The organism is Pseudomonas sp. S8 (assembly GCF_050473925.1).
In the GTDB taxonomy this organism is placed as follows: domain Bacteria; phylum Pseudomonadota; class Gammaproteobacteria; order Pseudomonadales; family Pseudomonadaceae; genus Aquipseudomonas; species Aquipseudomonas parakoreensis.
The window spans coordinates 4651131-4665009 of sequence record NZ_JBFDVZ010000016.1; the positions used below are offsets into that span (position 1 = coordinate 4651131).

Annotated in this window: 11 protein-coding genes; 6 read left to right on the forward strand and 5 right to left on the reverse strand. The window is 61.8% G+C overall.

Annotated features, from left to right (window positions below; all coding sequences use genetic code 11):
- The first annotated feature begins 66 nt into the window (after window positions 1-66).
- The 3 genes from AB1J88_RS22080 (at window position 67) to gcvH (ending at window position 3354) form a co-directional block, all read left to right on the forward strand.
- Complete coding sequence (locus AB1J88_RS22080; RefSeq protein WP_430291973.1) at window positions 67-1683, forward strand: ABC transporter permease; 1617 nt, start codon at window positions 67-69, stop codon at window positions 1681-1683.
- 156 nt (window positions 1684-1839) lie between these two features.
- Complete coding sequence (gene gcvT / locus AB1J88_RS22085) at window positions 1840-2922, forward strand: glycine cleavage system aminomethyltransferase GcvT (RefSeq protein ID WP_430291974.1); 1083 nt, start codon at window positions 1840-1842, stop codon at window positions 2920-2922.
- Window positions 2923-2970: 48 nt separating this feature from the next.
- A complete protein-coding gene (gcvH, locus tag AB1J88_RS22090) occupies window positions 2971-3354 on the forward strand; it encodes a glycine cleavage system protein GcvH (RefSeq protein WP_430289953.1) in 384 nt (127 codons plus the stop codon).
- Between the two features lie 96 nt (window positions 3355-3450).
- On the opposite strand, the gene AB1J88_RS22095 is transcribed toward gcvH, so the two are convergent.
- Window positions 3451-4590, reverse strand: a complete 1140-nt coding sequence (locus tag AB1J88_RS22095; protein WP_430291975.1) for a DegT/DnrJ/EryC1/StrS family aminotransferase — start codon at window positions 4588-4590, stop codon at window positions 3451-3453.
- A gap of 153 nt (window positions 4591-4743) precedes the next feature.
- On the opposite strand from AB1J88_RS22095, the gene gcvP reads away from it, so the two are divergent.
- On the forward strand, window positions 4744-7617 hold the full coding sequence (gcvP, locus tag AB1J88_RS22100) for an aminomethyl-transferring glycine dehydrogenase (protein WP_430291976.1): 2874 nt from the start codon (window positions 4744-4746) through the stop codon (window positions 7615-7617).
- Window positions 7618-7746: 129 nt separating this feature from the next.
- Here the strand turns inward: gcvP and AB1J88_RS22105 are convergent, their stop codons facing one another.
- From AB1J88_RS22105 to AB1J88_RS22115, 3 genes are all read right to left on the reverse strand, one after another.
- Complete coding sequence (locus AB1J88_RS22105) at window positions 7747-8067, reverse strand: DUF2388 domain-containing protein (protein WP_169843014.1); 321 nt, start codon at window positions 8065-8067, stop codon at window positions 7747-7749.
- 65 nt (window positions 8068-8132) lie between these two features.
- Window positions 8133-9917 carry a GspE/PulE family protein gene (locus AB1J88_RS22110; protein ID WP_430291977.1) on the reverse strand — a complete coding sequence of 595 codons (1785 nt, stop codon included), beginning with the start codon at window positions 9915-9917 and terminating at the stop codon, window positions 8133-8135.
- A 90-nt stretch (window positions 9918-10007) separates the two neighbouring features.
- The gene (locus AB1J88_RS22115; RefSeq protein WP_108184141.1) at window positions 10008-10346 is read right to left on the reverse strand and encodes a hypothetical protein; all 339 of its coding nucleotides are present in this window, start codon (window positions 10344-10346) and stop codon (window positions 10008-10010) included.
- Between the two features lie 128 nt (window positions 10347-10474).
- On the opposite strand from AB1J88_RS22115, the gene AB1J88_RS22120 reads away from it, so the two are divergent.
- Window positions 10475-10945: an Lrp/AsnC family transcriptional regulator gene (locus AB1J88_RS22120; protein WP_025112016.1), complete on the forward strand. Its 471-nt coding sequence runs from the start codon at window positions 10475-10477 to the stop codon at window positions 10943-10945.
- 115 nt (window positions 10946-11060) lie between these two features.
- Here AB1J88_RS22120 and AB1J88_RS22125 read toward each other — a convergent pair whose 3' ends face one another.
- Window positions 11061-12431: an inorganic triphosphatase gene (locus tag AB1J88_RS22125; RefSeq protein ID WP_430291978.1), complete on the reverse strand. Its 1371-nt coding sequence runs from the start codon at window positions 12429-12431 to the stop codon at window positions 11061-11063.
- Between the two features lie 156 nt (window positions 12432-12587).
- Here AB1J88_RS22125 and argE point away from each other — a divergent pair, with 156 nt between their 5' ends.
- Complete coding sequence (gene argE, locus AB1J88_RS22130; RefSeq protein ID WP_041072182.1) at window positions 12588-13733, forward strand: acetylornithine deacetylase; 1146 nt, start codon at window positions 12588-12590, stop codon at window positions 13731-13733.
- The last annotated feature ends 146 nt before the right edge of the window (window positions 13734-13879 follow it).

The following is a 13879-nucleotide window of genomic DNA, read 5'->3' on the forward strand; positions in this document are numbered from 1 at the left end:
ATCCCCTCGCCACAATTGGGGCTGGCATTACGCTTGCGCCGACCCACGATTTATTAGAGAACCCCCTTGGCCCACCCCGCCCAACGCCGCTGGTACCCCATCGTCCTCGCCATTGCCGCGCTGGTGCTGTTGCCCCTGAGTGTCCTGCTGCTGTCGTGGCAGACCATCGATCAGCAGATCTGGTCGCACCTGTGGCAAACCCAGATGCCGCGCCTGCTCGGCAACACCCTGACGCTGGTGCTGGGCGTTGGCGTCGGTGTGACGCTGCTCGGTGTCAGTCTGGCGTGGCTCACCAGCCTCTGCGAATTCCCCGGGCGGCGCTGGCTCGACTGGGCGCTGATGCTGCCGTTCGCCATCCCGGCCTACGTGCTGGCGTTCGTCTTCGTCGGCCTGCTGGACTTCGCCGGCCCGGTGCAAACCCTGTTGCGTGAATGGTTCGGCAGCGGCTTGCGCCTACCACGCGTGCGCTCCACCGGCGGGGTGATTGTGGTGCTGGTGCTGGTGTTTTATCCCTACGTCTACCTGCTGGCGCGCACCGCGTTTCTCGCGCAGGGCAAAGGCTTGATGGAGGCGGCGCGGGTACTCGGGCAATCGCCATGGCAGGCGTTCTGGCGGGTGGCGTTGCCGATGGCGCGTCCGGCGGTTGGCGCCGGTGTGGCGCTGGCGCTGATGGAGACGCTGGCGGATTTCGGTGCTGTTTCGGTGTTCAATTTCGACACCTTCACCACCGCCATCTACAAGACCTGGTACGGCTTCTTCAGCCTGCCCAGCGCGGCGCAACTGGCCAGTCTGTTGCTGCTGGTGGTGATGCTGGTGCTGTACGGCGAACGGCGCGCGCGCGGCGCCAATCGGGCGAGCAACGAGCGGCCACGGGTCAAGGCGTTGTATCACCTGCGCGGGATCAAGGCGTTCGCGGCGACCGGCTGGTGCGCTCTGGTGTTTGCTTGCGCATTCGTGATTCCAGTCCTGCAACTGATTGTCTGGTTCTGGCAGCGCGGGCGCTTCGATCTCGATGAGCGTTACGCCGGGCTGATCCTGCACACCCTGTATCTGGGCGGCATGGCGGCGTTAATCACCGTCAGCGTCGCATTGCTGCTGGCCTTCGCCCGACGACTGGCGCCGACCCCGGCGATCCGTTCCGGGGTCAGTCTGGCCAATCTCGGTTATGCACTGCCGGGCTCGGTGTTGGCTGTGTCGATCATGCTCGCGTTCAGTTATCTCGACCGCGAACTGGTGATCCCGCTGTCGGGCTGGCTCGGCGGCGCCGGCAAGCCGCTGCTGCTGGGCAGTCTGGCGGCGTTGCTGATGGCCTATCTGGTGCGTTTCATCGCGGTGGCGTACGGGCCGCTGGAAAACAGTCTGGCGCGTATACGGCCCTCATTGCCCGAAGCGGCACGTAGCCTCGGTGTCAGTGGGCCGCGACTGTTTTTCAAAGTGTATCTGCCGCTGTTGCTGCCCGGCACGCTGAGTGCGGCGCTGCTGGTGTTTGTCGATGTGCTCAAGGAAATGCCCGCGACCCTGCTGATGCGCCCGTTTGGCTGGGACACGCTGGCGGTGCGGATCTTCGAAATGACCAGTGAGGGCGAGTGGGCGCGGGCGTCGCTGCCGGCGCTGACCCTGGTGTTGGTCGGCCTGTTACCGGTCATTGGCCTGATCCGCCGCTCGGCGCACCGAAACACTTAGTAGTGAGAGCTGAATCATGCGGCTACAATGCGCGGCATTCGGTGCGGTTCGTCTGACAGACCCGTTCGCTGAAATCGGCTGAAAGCCTTCTATTTAGCGGCTTTCACCCCGTGCAGCGGCTGTCCGCACCTTCGCCACGCCCGGAAGGAGAAACCCATGGGACAGCGTACGCCTCTGTATGACCTGCATCTCGCCCTCGGCGCGAAGATGGTCGATTTTGGCGGTTGGGACATGCCACTGCATTACGGCTCGCAGGTCGAGGAACACCATGAGGTGCGCCGCGATTGCGGGGTGTTCGATGTTTCCCACATGACCGTGATCGATGTCACCGGTGTCCAGGGCAAGGCCTGGCTGCAGCATTTGCTGGCCAATGACGTCGAGCGCCTGCACCGACCCGGCCGCGCGCTCTACAGCACGATGCTCAACGAGCGTGGCGGCATCGTCGACGACATGATCGTCTATCGCCTCGAAGACCGTTATCGTCTGGTGTTCAACGCCTCCACTCGCGACCAGGATCTGGCGTGGATGCAGGCGCAGGTCGCCGGTTACGACGTGCAATTGCATGAGCGTCAGGATCTGGCGATGCTCGCCATTCAAGGCCCGCAGGCCCGGCAGAAAATTGCCGAACTGGTGACCCAGTCCCGCGCCGAACTGATCAAACATCTCAAACCGTTCGAAGCTCACGTCGATGGCGACTGGTTCATTGCGCGCACCGGCTACACCGGTGAGGATGGCCTGGAAATCGCCTTGCCGGCCGAGCAGGCGCCGGGATTTTTCAACGATCTGGTCGGTGCCGGCATTTCGCCGATCGGCCTCGGCGCCCGCGATACGTTGCGGGTCGAGGCCGGGATGAACCTCTACGGCCAGGACATTCATCAAGATGTGTCGCCGCTGGCATCCAATATGGCCTGGAGCATTGCCTGGGAACCGACCTCGCGGCAGTTCATCGGGCGTGCTGCGCTGGAAGCGGAAAAAGCCGCCGGCGTTGCGCACAAACTGGTGGGGCTGGTGCTTGAGGAGCGCGGTGTTTTACGTGCCCATCAGGTGGTTCGTATCGCCGATGTTGGCGAAGGAGAGATCACCAGTGGTAGTTTCTCTCCTACGCTAAGCAAATCGATTGCCCTGGCGCGTGTACCGATGGCCACTGCCGACCGCGCCGAAGTGGAAATCCGTGGCAAGTGGTATCCGGTACGAGTGGTCAAACCGACCTTCGTGCGCCATGGCAAAACCTTGATCTGACCTTTTCCGGCGGGCCTGACCGCTGACAATTTCTTGAGGACACCGAGCATGAGCAATATCCCCGCTGAACTGCGTTTTGCCGAAAGTCATGAGTGGGCGCGTCTGGAAGCCGACGGCACCGTTACCGTGGGCATCAGCGATCACGCGCAGGAAGCGCTGGGCGATGTGGTGTTTGTCGAGTTGACTGAAGTGGGCAAGGTGTTTGCAGCCGGTGAAGCGGCCGGTGTGGTCGAGTCCGTGAAAGCGGCGTCCGACATCTACTCGCCGATCAGCGGCGAAGTGACCGCGGTCAACGAAGCACTGGCTGACTCGCCGGAAGAACTGAACAACGATCCGTACGCCGCCTGGATCTTCAAGCTCAAGCCAAGCGACAAGTCCGAGCTGGACAATCTGCTCGACGCTACCGCCTACCAGAAAAGCATCGACGAGTAATCTCGCCCCTGTAGGAGCTGCCGCAGGCTGCGATCTTTTGATTTTGTTTTTGAAGCAAGATCAAAAGATCGCAGCCTGCGGCAGCGCCTACATTGATCAGGGCTGCAATACGGCTTTGACTGCCGCCACCGAACGCTCGACATCGTCCCTGGTCATGCTGGTGAACATCGGCAGCGACACAATCAGTCGCCCGACGCGCTCGGCCACCGGCAGCATCCCTTCCTTGAAACCGCGCTCGCGGTACAGACTCAGCAAATGAATCGGCGGGTAGTGATAGCCGATGCCGATGCCGTGTGCCTGCATCTGTTCCATGAACGTAGCGCGGGCCGGCAAGCCGTCCTTGCGCTCCGGCAGGACCAGCTGAAACAGGTGCCAGTTGCTGTGAGTGAAATCCGCGGGCGGCAATTGCGCGCCATAGATCGCTTCGAAGTCATCGCCAAAACATTTGAAGTAATGACGGGCCAGTTCCTGACGATGGGCGGTCAGCGCCTCGATATGGGCGAATTGACCCAGACCGATGGTTGCGGCGACGTCGGTCATGTTGAACTTGCCGCCGAGCACATCAACGTCGAGACCGTCGAAGCCGTTGCGGGTTACGCCTTGCAGGCGATATTTCTCCGCCAGCCGCGCTTCTTCCGGAGTATTCAGCACCAGACAGCCGCCCTCGGAACAGGTCACGTTCTTGTTGGCCTGGAAACTGAACGACACGAAGTCGCCAGTGGCGCCGATGCGCTGACCATTCCAGCTCGAACCCAACGCCTGCGCGGCGTCTTCGACGATGCGCAGATTGTGTTTGTGCGCGATGGCATATAGCCGATCCATGTCCACCGGCAGGCCGGCGAGGTACACCGGAATCAGCGCTTTGGTGCGTGGGGTGATCGCTGCCTCGAGCTTGTCCAGATCAATGTTGCGGGTCACCGGGTCGATGTCGGCGAACACCGGGGTGGCGCCGACTTCGAGGATCACGTTGGCGGTGGCGACCCAGGAAATCGGCGTGGTGATCACTTCGTCACCCGGGCCAATGCCGGCGATGCGCAGGGCGATTTCCATGGTGCAGGTGCCGGAGTTGAAGGTGCGCACCGGGCGTCCGCCGAAATATTCCGACAACTGCGCTTCAAAGGCCTGGACCTTCGGCCCGCTGGTGATCCAGCCGGAGCGCAGCACATCGCCGACGGCGGCAATCGTGGCTTCATCAATGACAGGTTTGGAAAACGGCAGGAACGGCAGTTGGCTCATGAGGGTTCGATCATCCGGAAGTTGGACGCCTGATGCAGGCGCTACAGCATGCCCCGGAACCCCCGCTGCCGCCAAGCCGTGCGCGTCGGAATCGGCTGCTATGCTGGTTTGACCGTGTTGCATTGACGCCGAGCAGCCAAGAGAGAGCCCGTCATGTCCCAGTTGCCATCCTTGAGCCAGTTACGCGACCCCGAAGCCTTCCTGCGCCGCCATTTGGGCCCCGACGTTGCCGAGCAACAGGCGATGCTCGACAGCCTCGGTCTGGGCAGCCGGGTTGAACTGATCGAGCAGACGGTGCCGCCGGGCATTCGCCTGAACCGGGCGCTGGACTTGCCGCCGGCCCTTGATGAGCAAGCGGCGCTGGCCAAGCTGCGCGGTTACGCCGAGCAGAATCAGGTCTGGACCAGCCTGATCGGCATGGGCTACCACGGCACGCTCACGCCGACGGTCATCCTGCGCAATGTGCTGGAAAATCCCGGTTGGTACACCGCCTACACCCCGTATCAACCGGAGATCGCCCAGGGCCGTCTCGAAGCGTTGCTGAATTTTCAGCAACTGACCATCGACCTCACCGGACTTGAACTGGCCAACGCCTCGTTACTCGACGAAGCCACCGCCGCTGCAGAAGCCATGGCGCTGGCCAAGCGTGTGGCGAAGTCGAAGAGCAATCTGTTTTTCGTCGATGAGAACTGTCATCCGCAAACCATCTCCGTGGTGCAGACCCGCGCCGAAGGTTTCGGCTTCGAGTTGATCATCGACGCTGTGGATAACCTCAACCAGCATCAGGTATTCGGCGCGTTGCTGCAGTATCCCGACACTCATGGCGAGATCCGTGATCTGCGTCCGGTCATCGATCAGTTGCACGCGCAGCAGGCGTTAGCGTGTGTCGCCACCGATCTGCTGAGCCTGTTGCTGTTGACGCCGCCGGGTGAACTGGGCGCGGACGTGGTGTTCGGTTCGTCCCAGCGCTTTGGCGTACCGATGGGCTACGGTGGCCCGCACGCAGCGTTTTTTGCCAGCCGTGAGGAGTACAAACGGGCGATTCCGGGGCGGATCATCGGCGTGTCGAAAGACGCACGCGGTAACGTCGCGTTGCGCATGGCCCTGCAAACCCGTGAGCAACATATTCGCCGCGAGAAGGCCAACTCGAACATCTGCACCGCGCAGGTGCTGCTGGCCAACATCGCCAGTTGCTACGCGGTGTATCACGGGCCGCAAGGCTTGAAACGCATCGCCCAGCGCGTGCACCGCTTGACCTGCATCCTGGCGGCGGGCCTTGAGCGCCATGGTATTGCGCGGGTTAACGGGCAGTTTTTCGACACCCTCACGCTGGAGGTTGGCGGCGCGCAGAGCGCGATCATCGACATCGCCAAGGCTGCGCAGATCAACCTGCGGATTCTCGGCCGTGGCCGAGTGGGGTTGAGCCTCGACGAGACGTGCGATGAAAACACGGTGGCGAAGCTGTTCGACGTGCTGCTCGGCGCCGATCATGGTTTGAACGTCGAGCAACTCGATACAGAAACGTTGGTTTCAGGCATCCCCGACAGCCTCCAGCGCAAGACGCCTTACTTGCGCCATCCGGTGTTCAACGCGCATCACAGCGAAACCGAGATGCTGCGCTACCTCAAGCAACTGGAGAACAAGGATCTGGCGCTTAACCAGTCGATGATCCCGCTGGGCTCCTGCACCATGAAACTCAACGCCACCAGCGAGATGATCCCCATCACCTGGCCGCAGTTTGCCAACCTGCACCCGTTTGCGCCTCGGGAACAGGCAGTCGGTTACACCTTGATGATCGAAGAACTGGAGCGCTGGCTGTGCGCGATCACCGGGTTCGACTCGATCTGCATGCAGCCCAACTCCGGGGCTCAGGGCGAGTACGCCGGGCTGCTGGCGATTCGCAAATATCACGAGAGCCGGCATCAGGGCGCGCGGGATATCTGCCTGATCCCGTCCTCGGCCCACGGCACCAACCCGGCCTCGGCGCAGATGGCCGGGATGCGCGTGGTGATCGTCGAGTGCGACGAGGCCGGCAACGTCGATCTGGACGACCTGAAAACCAAGGCGGCCGCGGCGGGGGACAAGTTGTCGTGCCTGATGGCGACCTACCCGTCGACTCACGGCGTGTACGAGGAGGGCATCAGCGAAATCTGCGAAGTTATCCACAAGCATGGCGGGCAGGTGTACATGGACGGCGCCAATCTGAATGCGCAGGTCGGGCTGGCGCGGCCGGCGGACATCGGCGCCGACGTGTCGCACATGAACCTGCACAAGACTTTCTGCATTCCCCACGGCGGTGGCGGGCCGGGCATGGGGCCGATCGGTATTCGCGCGCATCTGGCGCCGTTCGTTGCCAATCACCCGGTCGTGCCGATTGACGGCCCGCTGCCGCAGAACGGCGCAGTCAGCGCGGCGCCGTGGGGCAGTGCGAGTATTTTGCCGATCAGCTGGATGTACATCGCGATGATGGGGCCGCAACTGGCGGATGCCAGCGAAGTGGCGATCCTCGCCGCGAACTATCTGGCGCAGCATTTATCCGGCGCATTCCCGGTGCTCTACACCGGGCGCAACGGGCGGGTGGCCCATGAGTGCATTCTTGATCTGCGGCCGTTGAAGGCGCAGACCGGGATCAGCGAAGAAGACGTCGCCAAGCGCCTGATGGACTACGGTTTCCATGCGCCGACCATGTCATTCCCGGTGCCGGGGACGTTGATGGTCGAGCCGACCGAGAGCGAATCCAAGGCCGAACTGGACCGGTTTATCGGCGCCATGCTGAGCATCCGTGCGGAAATCACCGAAGTGCAGAACGGCAACTGGCCGGCGGAAGACAACCCGCTCAAGCGTGCTCCACATACCTTGGCCGATGTCACCGGAGTCTGGGAGCGGTCTTACAGCATCGAGCAGGGCATCACCCCGGATGCACACACCAAGGCGCACAAGTATTGGCCGGCGGTGAATCGGGTGGATAACGTTTATGGGGATCGCAATCTGTTTTGTGCTTGCGTCCCGGTGGACGATTACCGCTGAAGAGCAAAAGATCGCAGCCTTCGGCAGCTCCTACACTGATCCCTGTAGGAGCTGCCGAAGGCTGCGATCTTTTGCTTTTTGCTTAAAAAAATGCCGCTCGATCGAGCGGCATTTTTGTTGGCGCCTGGCTTACTCGGAGGCCACTGCGTTCTTCGCCAGAATCGCATTCGCCAGTTCCATGTCCGTGGCCTGCAGGCCCGGATTGTCGGCGCGGACTTTCTGCATCGCTGCTTCCAGGTACGGCCCACGGATGCCGCCATCGCTGGCGACGAAGCTGCCGGCGTCGTCCTGCGCGGCAACGATCAGCTTGTGATCCTTGAAGGTCAGGTAGGTCGAACCGGTGGTGGCGCCGGACGAAATGACGTTACGCCAAAAGCTGTCGGCCATCGCTGAACCAACGGGAAGGGACAGCAAGGCAAGGGTGGCGACAGCAAGTTTGAGACGCATGATTGAGTGACTCCTGGGGGTTAACTACGGCGTTGGATAACGATTCCCCGATCCGGTTCCGTAGCGGCCTATTTCTGCTCGCTCTGCGGTGTCACCCGCAGCACCTCTTCAAGGGTGGTCAGCCCTGCCGCGACCTTCTGCGCACCTGAAAGGCGCAGGCTGCGCATACCTTCCTTGAAGGCTTGCCGTCGGATGGCGGTAAGGTCGGTGTCCGGGGTGATGAGGGTTTTGAGGCTGTCGCTCAGTTGCATGATTTCGTAAACCCCGGCGCGCCCGCGATAACCGGTGTCGCGGCACTCCAGGCAGCCGATCGCCCGTTGCGCATTGCCCGGCAGCGGCGCCTGCCAGGGGCGGGTCAGGGTCTGCCAGTCCTCCTCTTCCAGCGTCAGCGGCGCCTTGCAGTGCGGGCACAAGGTACGCACCAGACGCTGGGCCATGACCCCGAGCACCGTGGCCTTGATCAGGTAGTGCGGCACGCCGAGTTCGAGTAACCGGCTGATAGCGCTGGGGGCATCGTTGGTGTGCAGGGTCGACAGCACCAGGTGGCCGGTGAGTGCCGCCTGAATCGCCATTTCCGCGGTTTCCAGGTCGCGAATCTCGCCGATCATGATGATGTCCGGGTCCTGTCGCATCAACGCACGCACCCCAGCGGCGAAACTCAGCTCGATGTTGTGCTGCACCTGCATCTGATTGAACGCCGGCTCGACCATTTCGATCGGGTCTTCGATGGTGCAGAGGTTGATCTCCGGCGTCGCCAGTTTCTTCAGCGTGGTGTAGAGCGTGGTGGTCTTGCCCGAACCGGTTGGCCCGGTGACCAGGATGATGCCGTTGGGCTGGCGGGTCATGTCCTGCCAGCGGCGCAGGTCATCGGCGGAAAAGCCCAACTGATCGAAGTCCTTGAGCAGCACTTCCGGGTCAAAAATCCGCATGACCATTTTTTCGCCAAACGCGGTGGGCAGCGTCGAGAGCCGCAGCTCCACCTCGCCGCCGTCCGGGGTCTTGGTTTTGACCCGGCCGTCCTGGGGTTTGCGCTTCTCGGCGACGTTCATCCGCCCGAGGCTTTTCAGGCGGCTGACGATCGCCATGGTCACCTGCGGCGGGAATTGATAGACGTTGTGCAACACGCCGTCGATACGAAAGCGCACGGTGCCTTGTTCGCGGCGCGGTTCGATGTGGATATCGCTGGCGCGTTGCTGGAAGGCGTACTGGAACAGCCAGTCGACGATGTTGACGATATGCGCATCGTTGGCGTCCGGCTCCTGATCGCTGGCGCCAAGGTTGAGCAGTTGTTCGAAGTTGCCGAGGTTGCCGCTTTGCTGATCGGCATTGCTGGCGCCGCTGACCGATTTGGCCAGGCGGAAGAACTCGACACTGAAGCGCTGGATGTCCACCGGGTTGGCGACCACCCGTTTGATCGGCAGCTTCAGCACGTGTGTCAGGTCAGCCTCCCAGCCGGTGACGTAGGGCTGGGCGCTGGCAACGACCACGGCGTCGCGGTCGACCGCCACCGCAAGAATCCTGTGCCGCTGGGCAAAGGCGTAGGACATCAGCGGGGTGATGGCGGCGACGTTGATCTTCAACGGGTCGATGCGCATGTACGGTTGGCCGGCCTGCTGCGCCAGCCACAGGGTCAGGCTTTCCAGATCCAGATGTTTACCCGGACGGCTGAGGTCATCCAGTTGCTGGCTGGCAATGAACTCCAGCGGGTGCTGCTGGCCGTGGGTCGCGTGGCGGCGTCGGGCATTGAGCGCCTGCTCCGCCGAATCCTGGCTGATGAAGCCTTGGGCGACCAATTCACGCAACACATCGTTGAGATCCAGCCAGCGGTCCTGAGTGGCGAGTTGAACGGACATGCGGGCTCCTTTTGAACGACAGTTCGCAAAGGATAGTCGTGGCCCCGCAGACCGTTGGGCCACTACCCGACAAAGCCGTTGCCGGATTTTTCAGCCAACCGCTTGCGCGGGCGTATCCCACGCCGCGTCGGCGTTTTGCAGGTTGACCGAGCAGACGCTGATCAGGTTACGAAGTTTTTCCGCAATTACTTGGGCACGATGCCAACTGAAACCGCCCATGACGATGTCGATCGACATCAAGTCGTCCATCCGCTGCACATTGACCTGTTCAGGCGTGAGGAACTGCAGCGCGAACAGGTTCAGCACCCGCACCAGCAGATCCGGCTCGGCTTCGGCGAGGATCTGATACTGCGCCAGGCAATGGCTGTTGTTGACGTTCCAGACATCGGCCCGGGTTGGAGCGGTATTCACGGCTTCGAGGTGCGGCATGGCGAGTCTCCAAAAAAACACTAGAGAAATTTTTACATTCGGTGCCGGGCATTTCTTGGCTAAGATCGATGTTATTGGCGAATGATCGACCGGTTTGATTCGCATGAATTCATATTTGAGGTTTTTCTATGCACAGCGAGCTGGACAGCTACGACCGCAGGATTCTCGCCCTGCTGCAAGAGGACGCTTCCTTGTCCAGCGCTCAGATCGCCGAGCAGGTGGGCCTGTCGCAGTCACCGTGCTGGCGGCGCATTCAGCGGATGAAGGAGGAGGGCATCATTCGCGGCCAGGTGACCTTGCTTGATCGCAAGAAGATCGGCCTGAACACGCAGATCTTCGCCGAGATCAAACTCAACGCCCACGGGCGGTCGAACTTCACCGAATTCACCGAGGCGATTCGCGGTTTTCCGGAGGTTCTGGAGTGCTACGTGCTGATGGGCGCGGTAGATTTTCTGTTGCGGATTGTCGCGGCGGACATCGAGGCGTATGAGCGGTTCTTTTTCGAGAAACTGTCGCTGGTGCCGGGGATTCAGGAGGTCAATTCGATTGTGGCGCTGTCGGAGATCAAGTCCACCACTAGCCTGCCGGTCATGCGCTGATGGCCTCTGTGGCGAGGGGATTTATCCCCGATGGGTCGCGAAGCGGCCCCGCTTTAGTCGAAAGCAGGGACTGCTGCGCAGTCCATCGGGGATGAATCCCCTCACCACACAGTCATCACATGCGCAGCAGCATTTTCCACGCACGATTCTGATAAACCGCAATCGCCTGCTGCTTGCGCGCATCGAGCAGTTCGTCAGTGATGGTCGGCTCATTGGCCAGTTGCGCCAGTTTGTTCAGCTCGCCGTACAGGCGATCCATTTCCGGGATCTCCAGCACGTTGCGCGCGTGGTGCAGCCAGACCTGGATGCGTTCGATGCGCGGCAGTTGCTCGGCCAGATCTTCCGGCTGCTGCTGATAGCGCTGCAATTGCAGGGAGGTGGCTTCCTCGCCCAGCAGACGCGGCAGCCAGCTGTGCAGTTGCGCGGCGCCCTGGCGGTTGCCGCGGGTGTTGCGCTCGGCGGTCCAGGCGCGGGCCAGCAGCCAGCGTGATGCGGTCAGCGAGAACAGGCCCCAGCGCGGATCTTCCAGTTCTTCGAGGAATTGCTCCGGCGCCGCCTTGCGTACGTCTTCGTCTTCGATGCCGACCTGCACCAGCGGGCGCCAGTCTTCGAGCAATGCGTCCAGCGCCACGCGCAGGTCGTGAGTGGCCGGACGCGGTGCCGCCTGGCCGAGGCTGCTGAGCAGGGCGCGCATTTCGGCGAGGTTCTCGACCCAGTCCTGCAGCAGGCGCCAGTGGCCATTGAAACGATATTGTTCGGCCAGACGCTGGCTGCTGCCGAGCAAGTGCCAGGCCAGTGCGGCGAAGGCGTCGTCGAGTGGGGTTTCCGGGGTCAGTTGCGGCGCGGGCAGGCTCAGCGAGTAGCTGTTGGCGTCGTACAGACGGTAGCCGCGTTCGGCCTTGCTGATGTCGCACGGCATCAGGGCCAGGGTTTCGGCCAGTTCGGCGGCCAGTTCCAGCAGTGCGGCCGGCTCGCCTTCGCGCAGCTCCAGTTCCAGCTCGCAGATTTCTTCTTTCTGTTTGCCGACCACCACGTGACCGAGGTCCAGCGCAGCTTCGATGACCACTTTGGCCTTGCCGCGGCCCCAGGCGATTTCCGCACGCTCGCGGACGAAATCGGTGGTGAAGATCGGTTTCAGGGTTTTCTTGTCCAGCTCGGCCAGCGACTCGGGCCAGCATTCGCCGTCGAGTTTCTTCACGTCGAGCTTGGCTTTGGGCAATTTCCAGTCGTACTCATTACGCTCGGACAGACCGGCCACGCTCTGGCCGCGGGTCTTGAGGGTCTGAATCACTTCGTCACCGTCCTTGCGCAGGCGCAGGGCGACTTTGGCCTGAGCCAGATCGCGCTCGGGGGTGTCGAAGTACTGGTTCATCAACTCACGGCGTTCCCAGCCATTTTTGTTGCGTTTTTTCAGTAGCGGGTGCTCGCGCAGGGCAGCGAGGGTTTCGCGGCTGACGCGGAGTTTGATTTCGGTTTCTTTCTGCATGGCCGGAAAATCCAGGATCGGGAGCGCAGCCGGGGGAATGTGTGGCTGCCAAGGCCGTGCAGTGTACAGGACTCAAACTTCCTACGCCCTGCGGCGGTTTATTCCGAGCGCCGGATGGCTCTATGATGGACTTCAAATCGGGAGTTGGAGTCAGCGATGCCTTTGCCGTCCATGCAAGACCAGTTCGCTGCACTGATCGCCGCACCGTCGGTCAGTTGCACCCAACCGGGCCTGGATCAGTCCAACCGGGCGGTGATCGATTTGCTCGCCGGCTGGCTGGGTGATCTGGGCTTCAGCTGCGATATCCAGCAGGTCAGCCCCGGCAAATTCAATCTGCTCGCCAGTTACGGCAGCGGCCCCGGCGGTCTGGTGCTGGCCGGGCACAGCGATACCGTGCCTTATGACGATGCGCTGTGGCAGACCGATCCGCTGAAGCTTACCGAAGTTGACGGCCGCTGGGTCGGGCTGGGCAGTTGCGACATGAAGGGCTTTTTCGCGCTGATCATCGAGGCCGTGCAGCCGCTGCTCGATCAACCGTTCAAGCAACCGCTGCTGATTCTCGCCACCTGTGATGAGGAAAGCTCGATGTCCGGTGCTCGCGCGCTGGCCGAGGCCGGCAAGCCGCTGGGCCGTGCGGCGGTGATCGGCGAGCCGACCGGGCTCAAGCCGATTCGCATGCACAAGGGCATCATGATGGAGCGCATCGATATCCTCGGGCAGAGCGGCCATTCGTCGGATCCGCGTCTGGGGCACAGTGCCCTCGAAGCGATGCACGATGCCATCGGCGAACTGCGCGGTTTGCGCCTGCTGTGGCAGCGTGAATTCAACAATCCGCAGTTCAGCGTGCCGCAACCGACGATGAACTTCGGCTGTATTCATGGCGGAGATAACCCCAACCGCATCTGTGGCCAGTGTTCGCTGGAGTTCGACCTGCGCCCGCTGCCGGGCATGGACCCGAAAGTCCTGCGCGCGGAAATCCTGCGCAAGCTCAATCCGGTGGCCGAGCGGCATCAGGTGAAGATCGATTACAAACCATTGTTCCCGGAAGTGCCGCCGTTCGAACAGGCCGAAGACGCCGAATTGGTGCGCATCGCCGAAAAGCTCACCGGCCACCGTGCCGAAGCAGTAGCGTTTGGCACCGAAGCGCCTTATCTTCAGCGCCTTGGCTGCGAAACCATCGTGCTCGGCCCCGGCGACATCGCCTGTGCCCACCAGCCCGGCGAATACCTCGAAATGTCACGTTTGCAGCCTACCGTGCACCTATTGCGGCAGTTGATTGAACATTACTGCCTGAAGAATTGAACACATCCCTTGTAGGAGCTGCCGAAGGCTGCGATCTTTTGATCTTGTCTTTTAAAAACAAAGTCAAAAGATCGCAGCCTGCGGCAGCTCCTACAGGGAAAGTCGTTAAATTAATGGGAATCGAACCCGTATTCATGAGGAGAGCG

What these genes read in the sequence shown, in the direction of transcription:
- AB1J88_RS22125 (WP_430291978.1), bottom strand. Translation starts at nt 12,431, where the DNA reads ATGCAGAAAGAAACCGAAATCAAACTCCGCGTCAGCCGCGAAACCCTC.
- gcvP (WP_430291976.1), top strand. Translation starts at nt 4,744, where the DNA reads ATGTCCCAGTTGCCATCCTTGAGCCAGTTACGCGACCCCGAAGCCTTC.
- AB1J88_RS22120 (WP_025112016.1), top strand. Translation starts at nt 10,475, where the DNA reads ATGCACAGCGAGCTGGACAGCTACGACCGCAGGATTCTCGCCCTGCTG.
- gcvH (WP_430289953.1), top strand. Translation starts at nt 2,971, where the DNA reads ATGAGCAATATCCCCGCTGAACTGCGTTTTGCCGAAAGTCATGAGTGG.
- AB1J88_RS22110 (WP_430291977.1), bottom strand. Translation starts at nt 9,917, where the DNA reads ATGTCCGTTCAACTCGCCACTCAGGACCGCTGGCTGGATCTCAACGAT.
- AB1J88_RS22115 (WP_108184141.1), bottom strand. Translation starts at nt 10,346, where the DNA reads ATGCCGCACCTCGAAGCCGTGAATACCGCTCCAACCCGGGCCGATGTC.
- argE (WP_041072182.1), top strand. Translation starts at nt 12,588, where the DNA reads ATGCCTTTGCCGTCCATGCAAGACCAGTTCGCTGCACTGATCGCCGCA.
- AB1J88_RS22095 (WP_430291975.1), bottom strand. Translation starts at nt 4,590, where the DNA reads ATGAGCCAACTGCCGTTCCTGCCGTTTTCCAAACCTGTCATTGATGAA.
- gcvT (WP_430291974.1), top strand. Translation starts at nt 1,840, where the DNA reads ATGGGACAGCGTACGCCTCTGTATGACCTGCATCTCGCCCTCGGCGCG.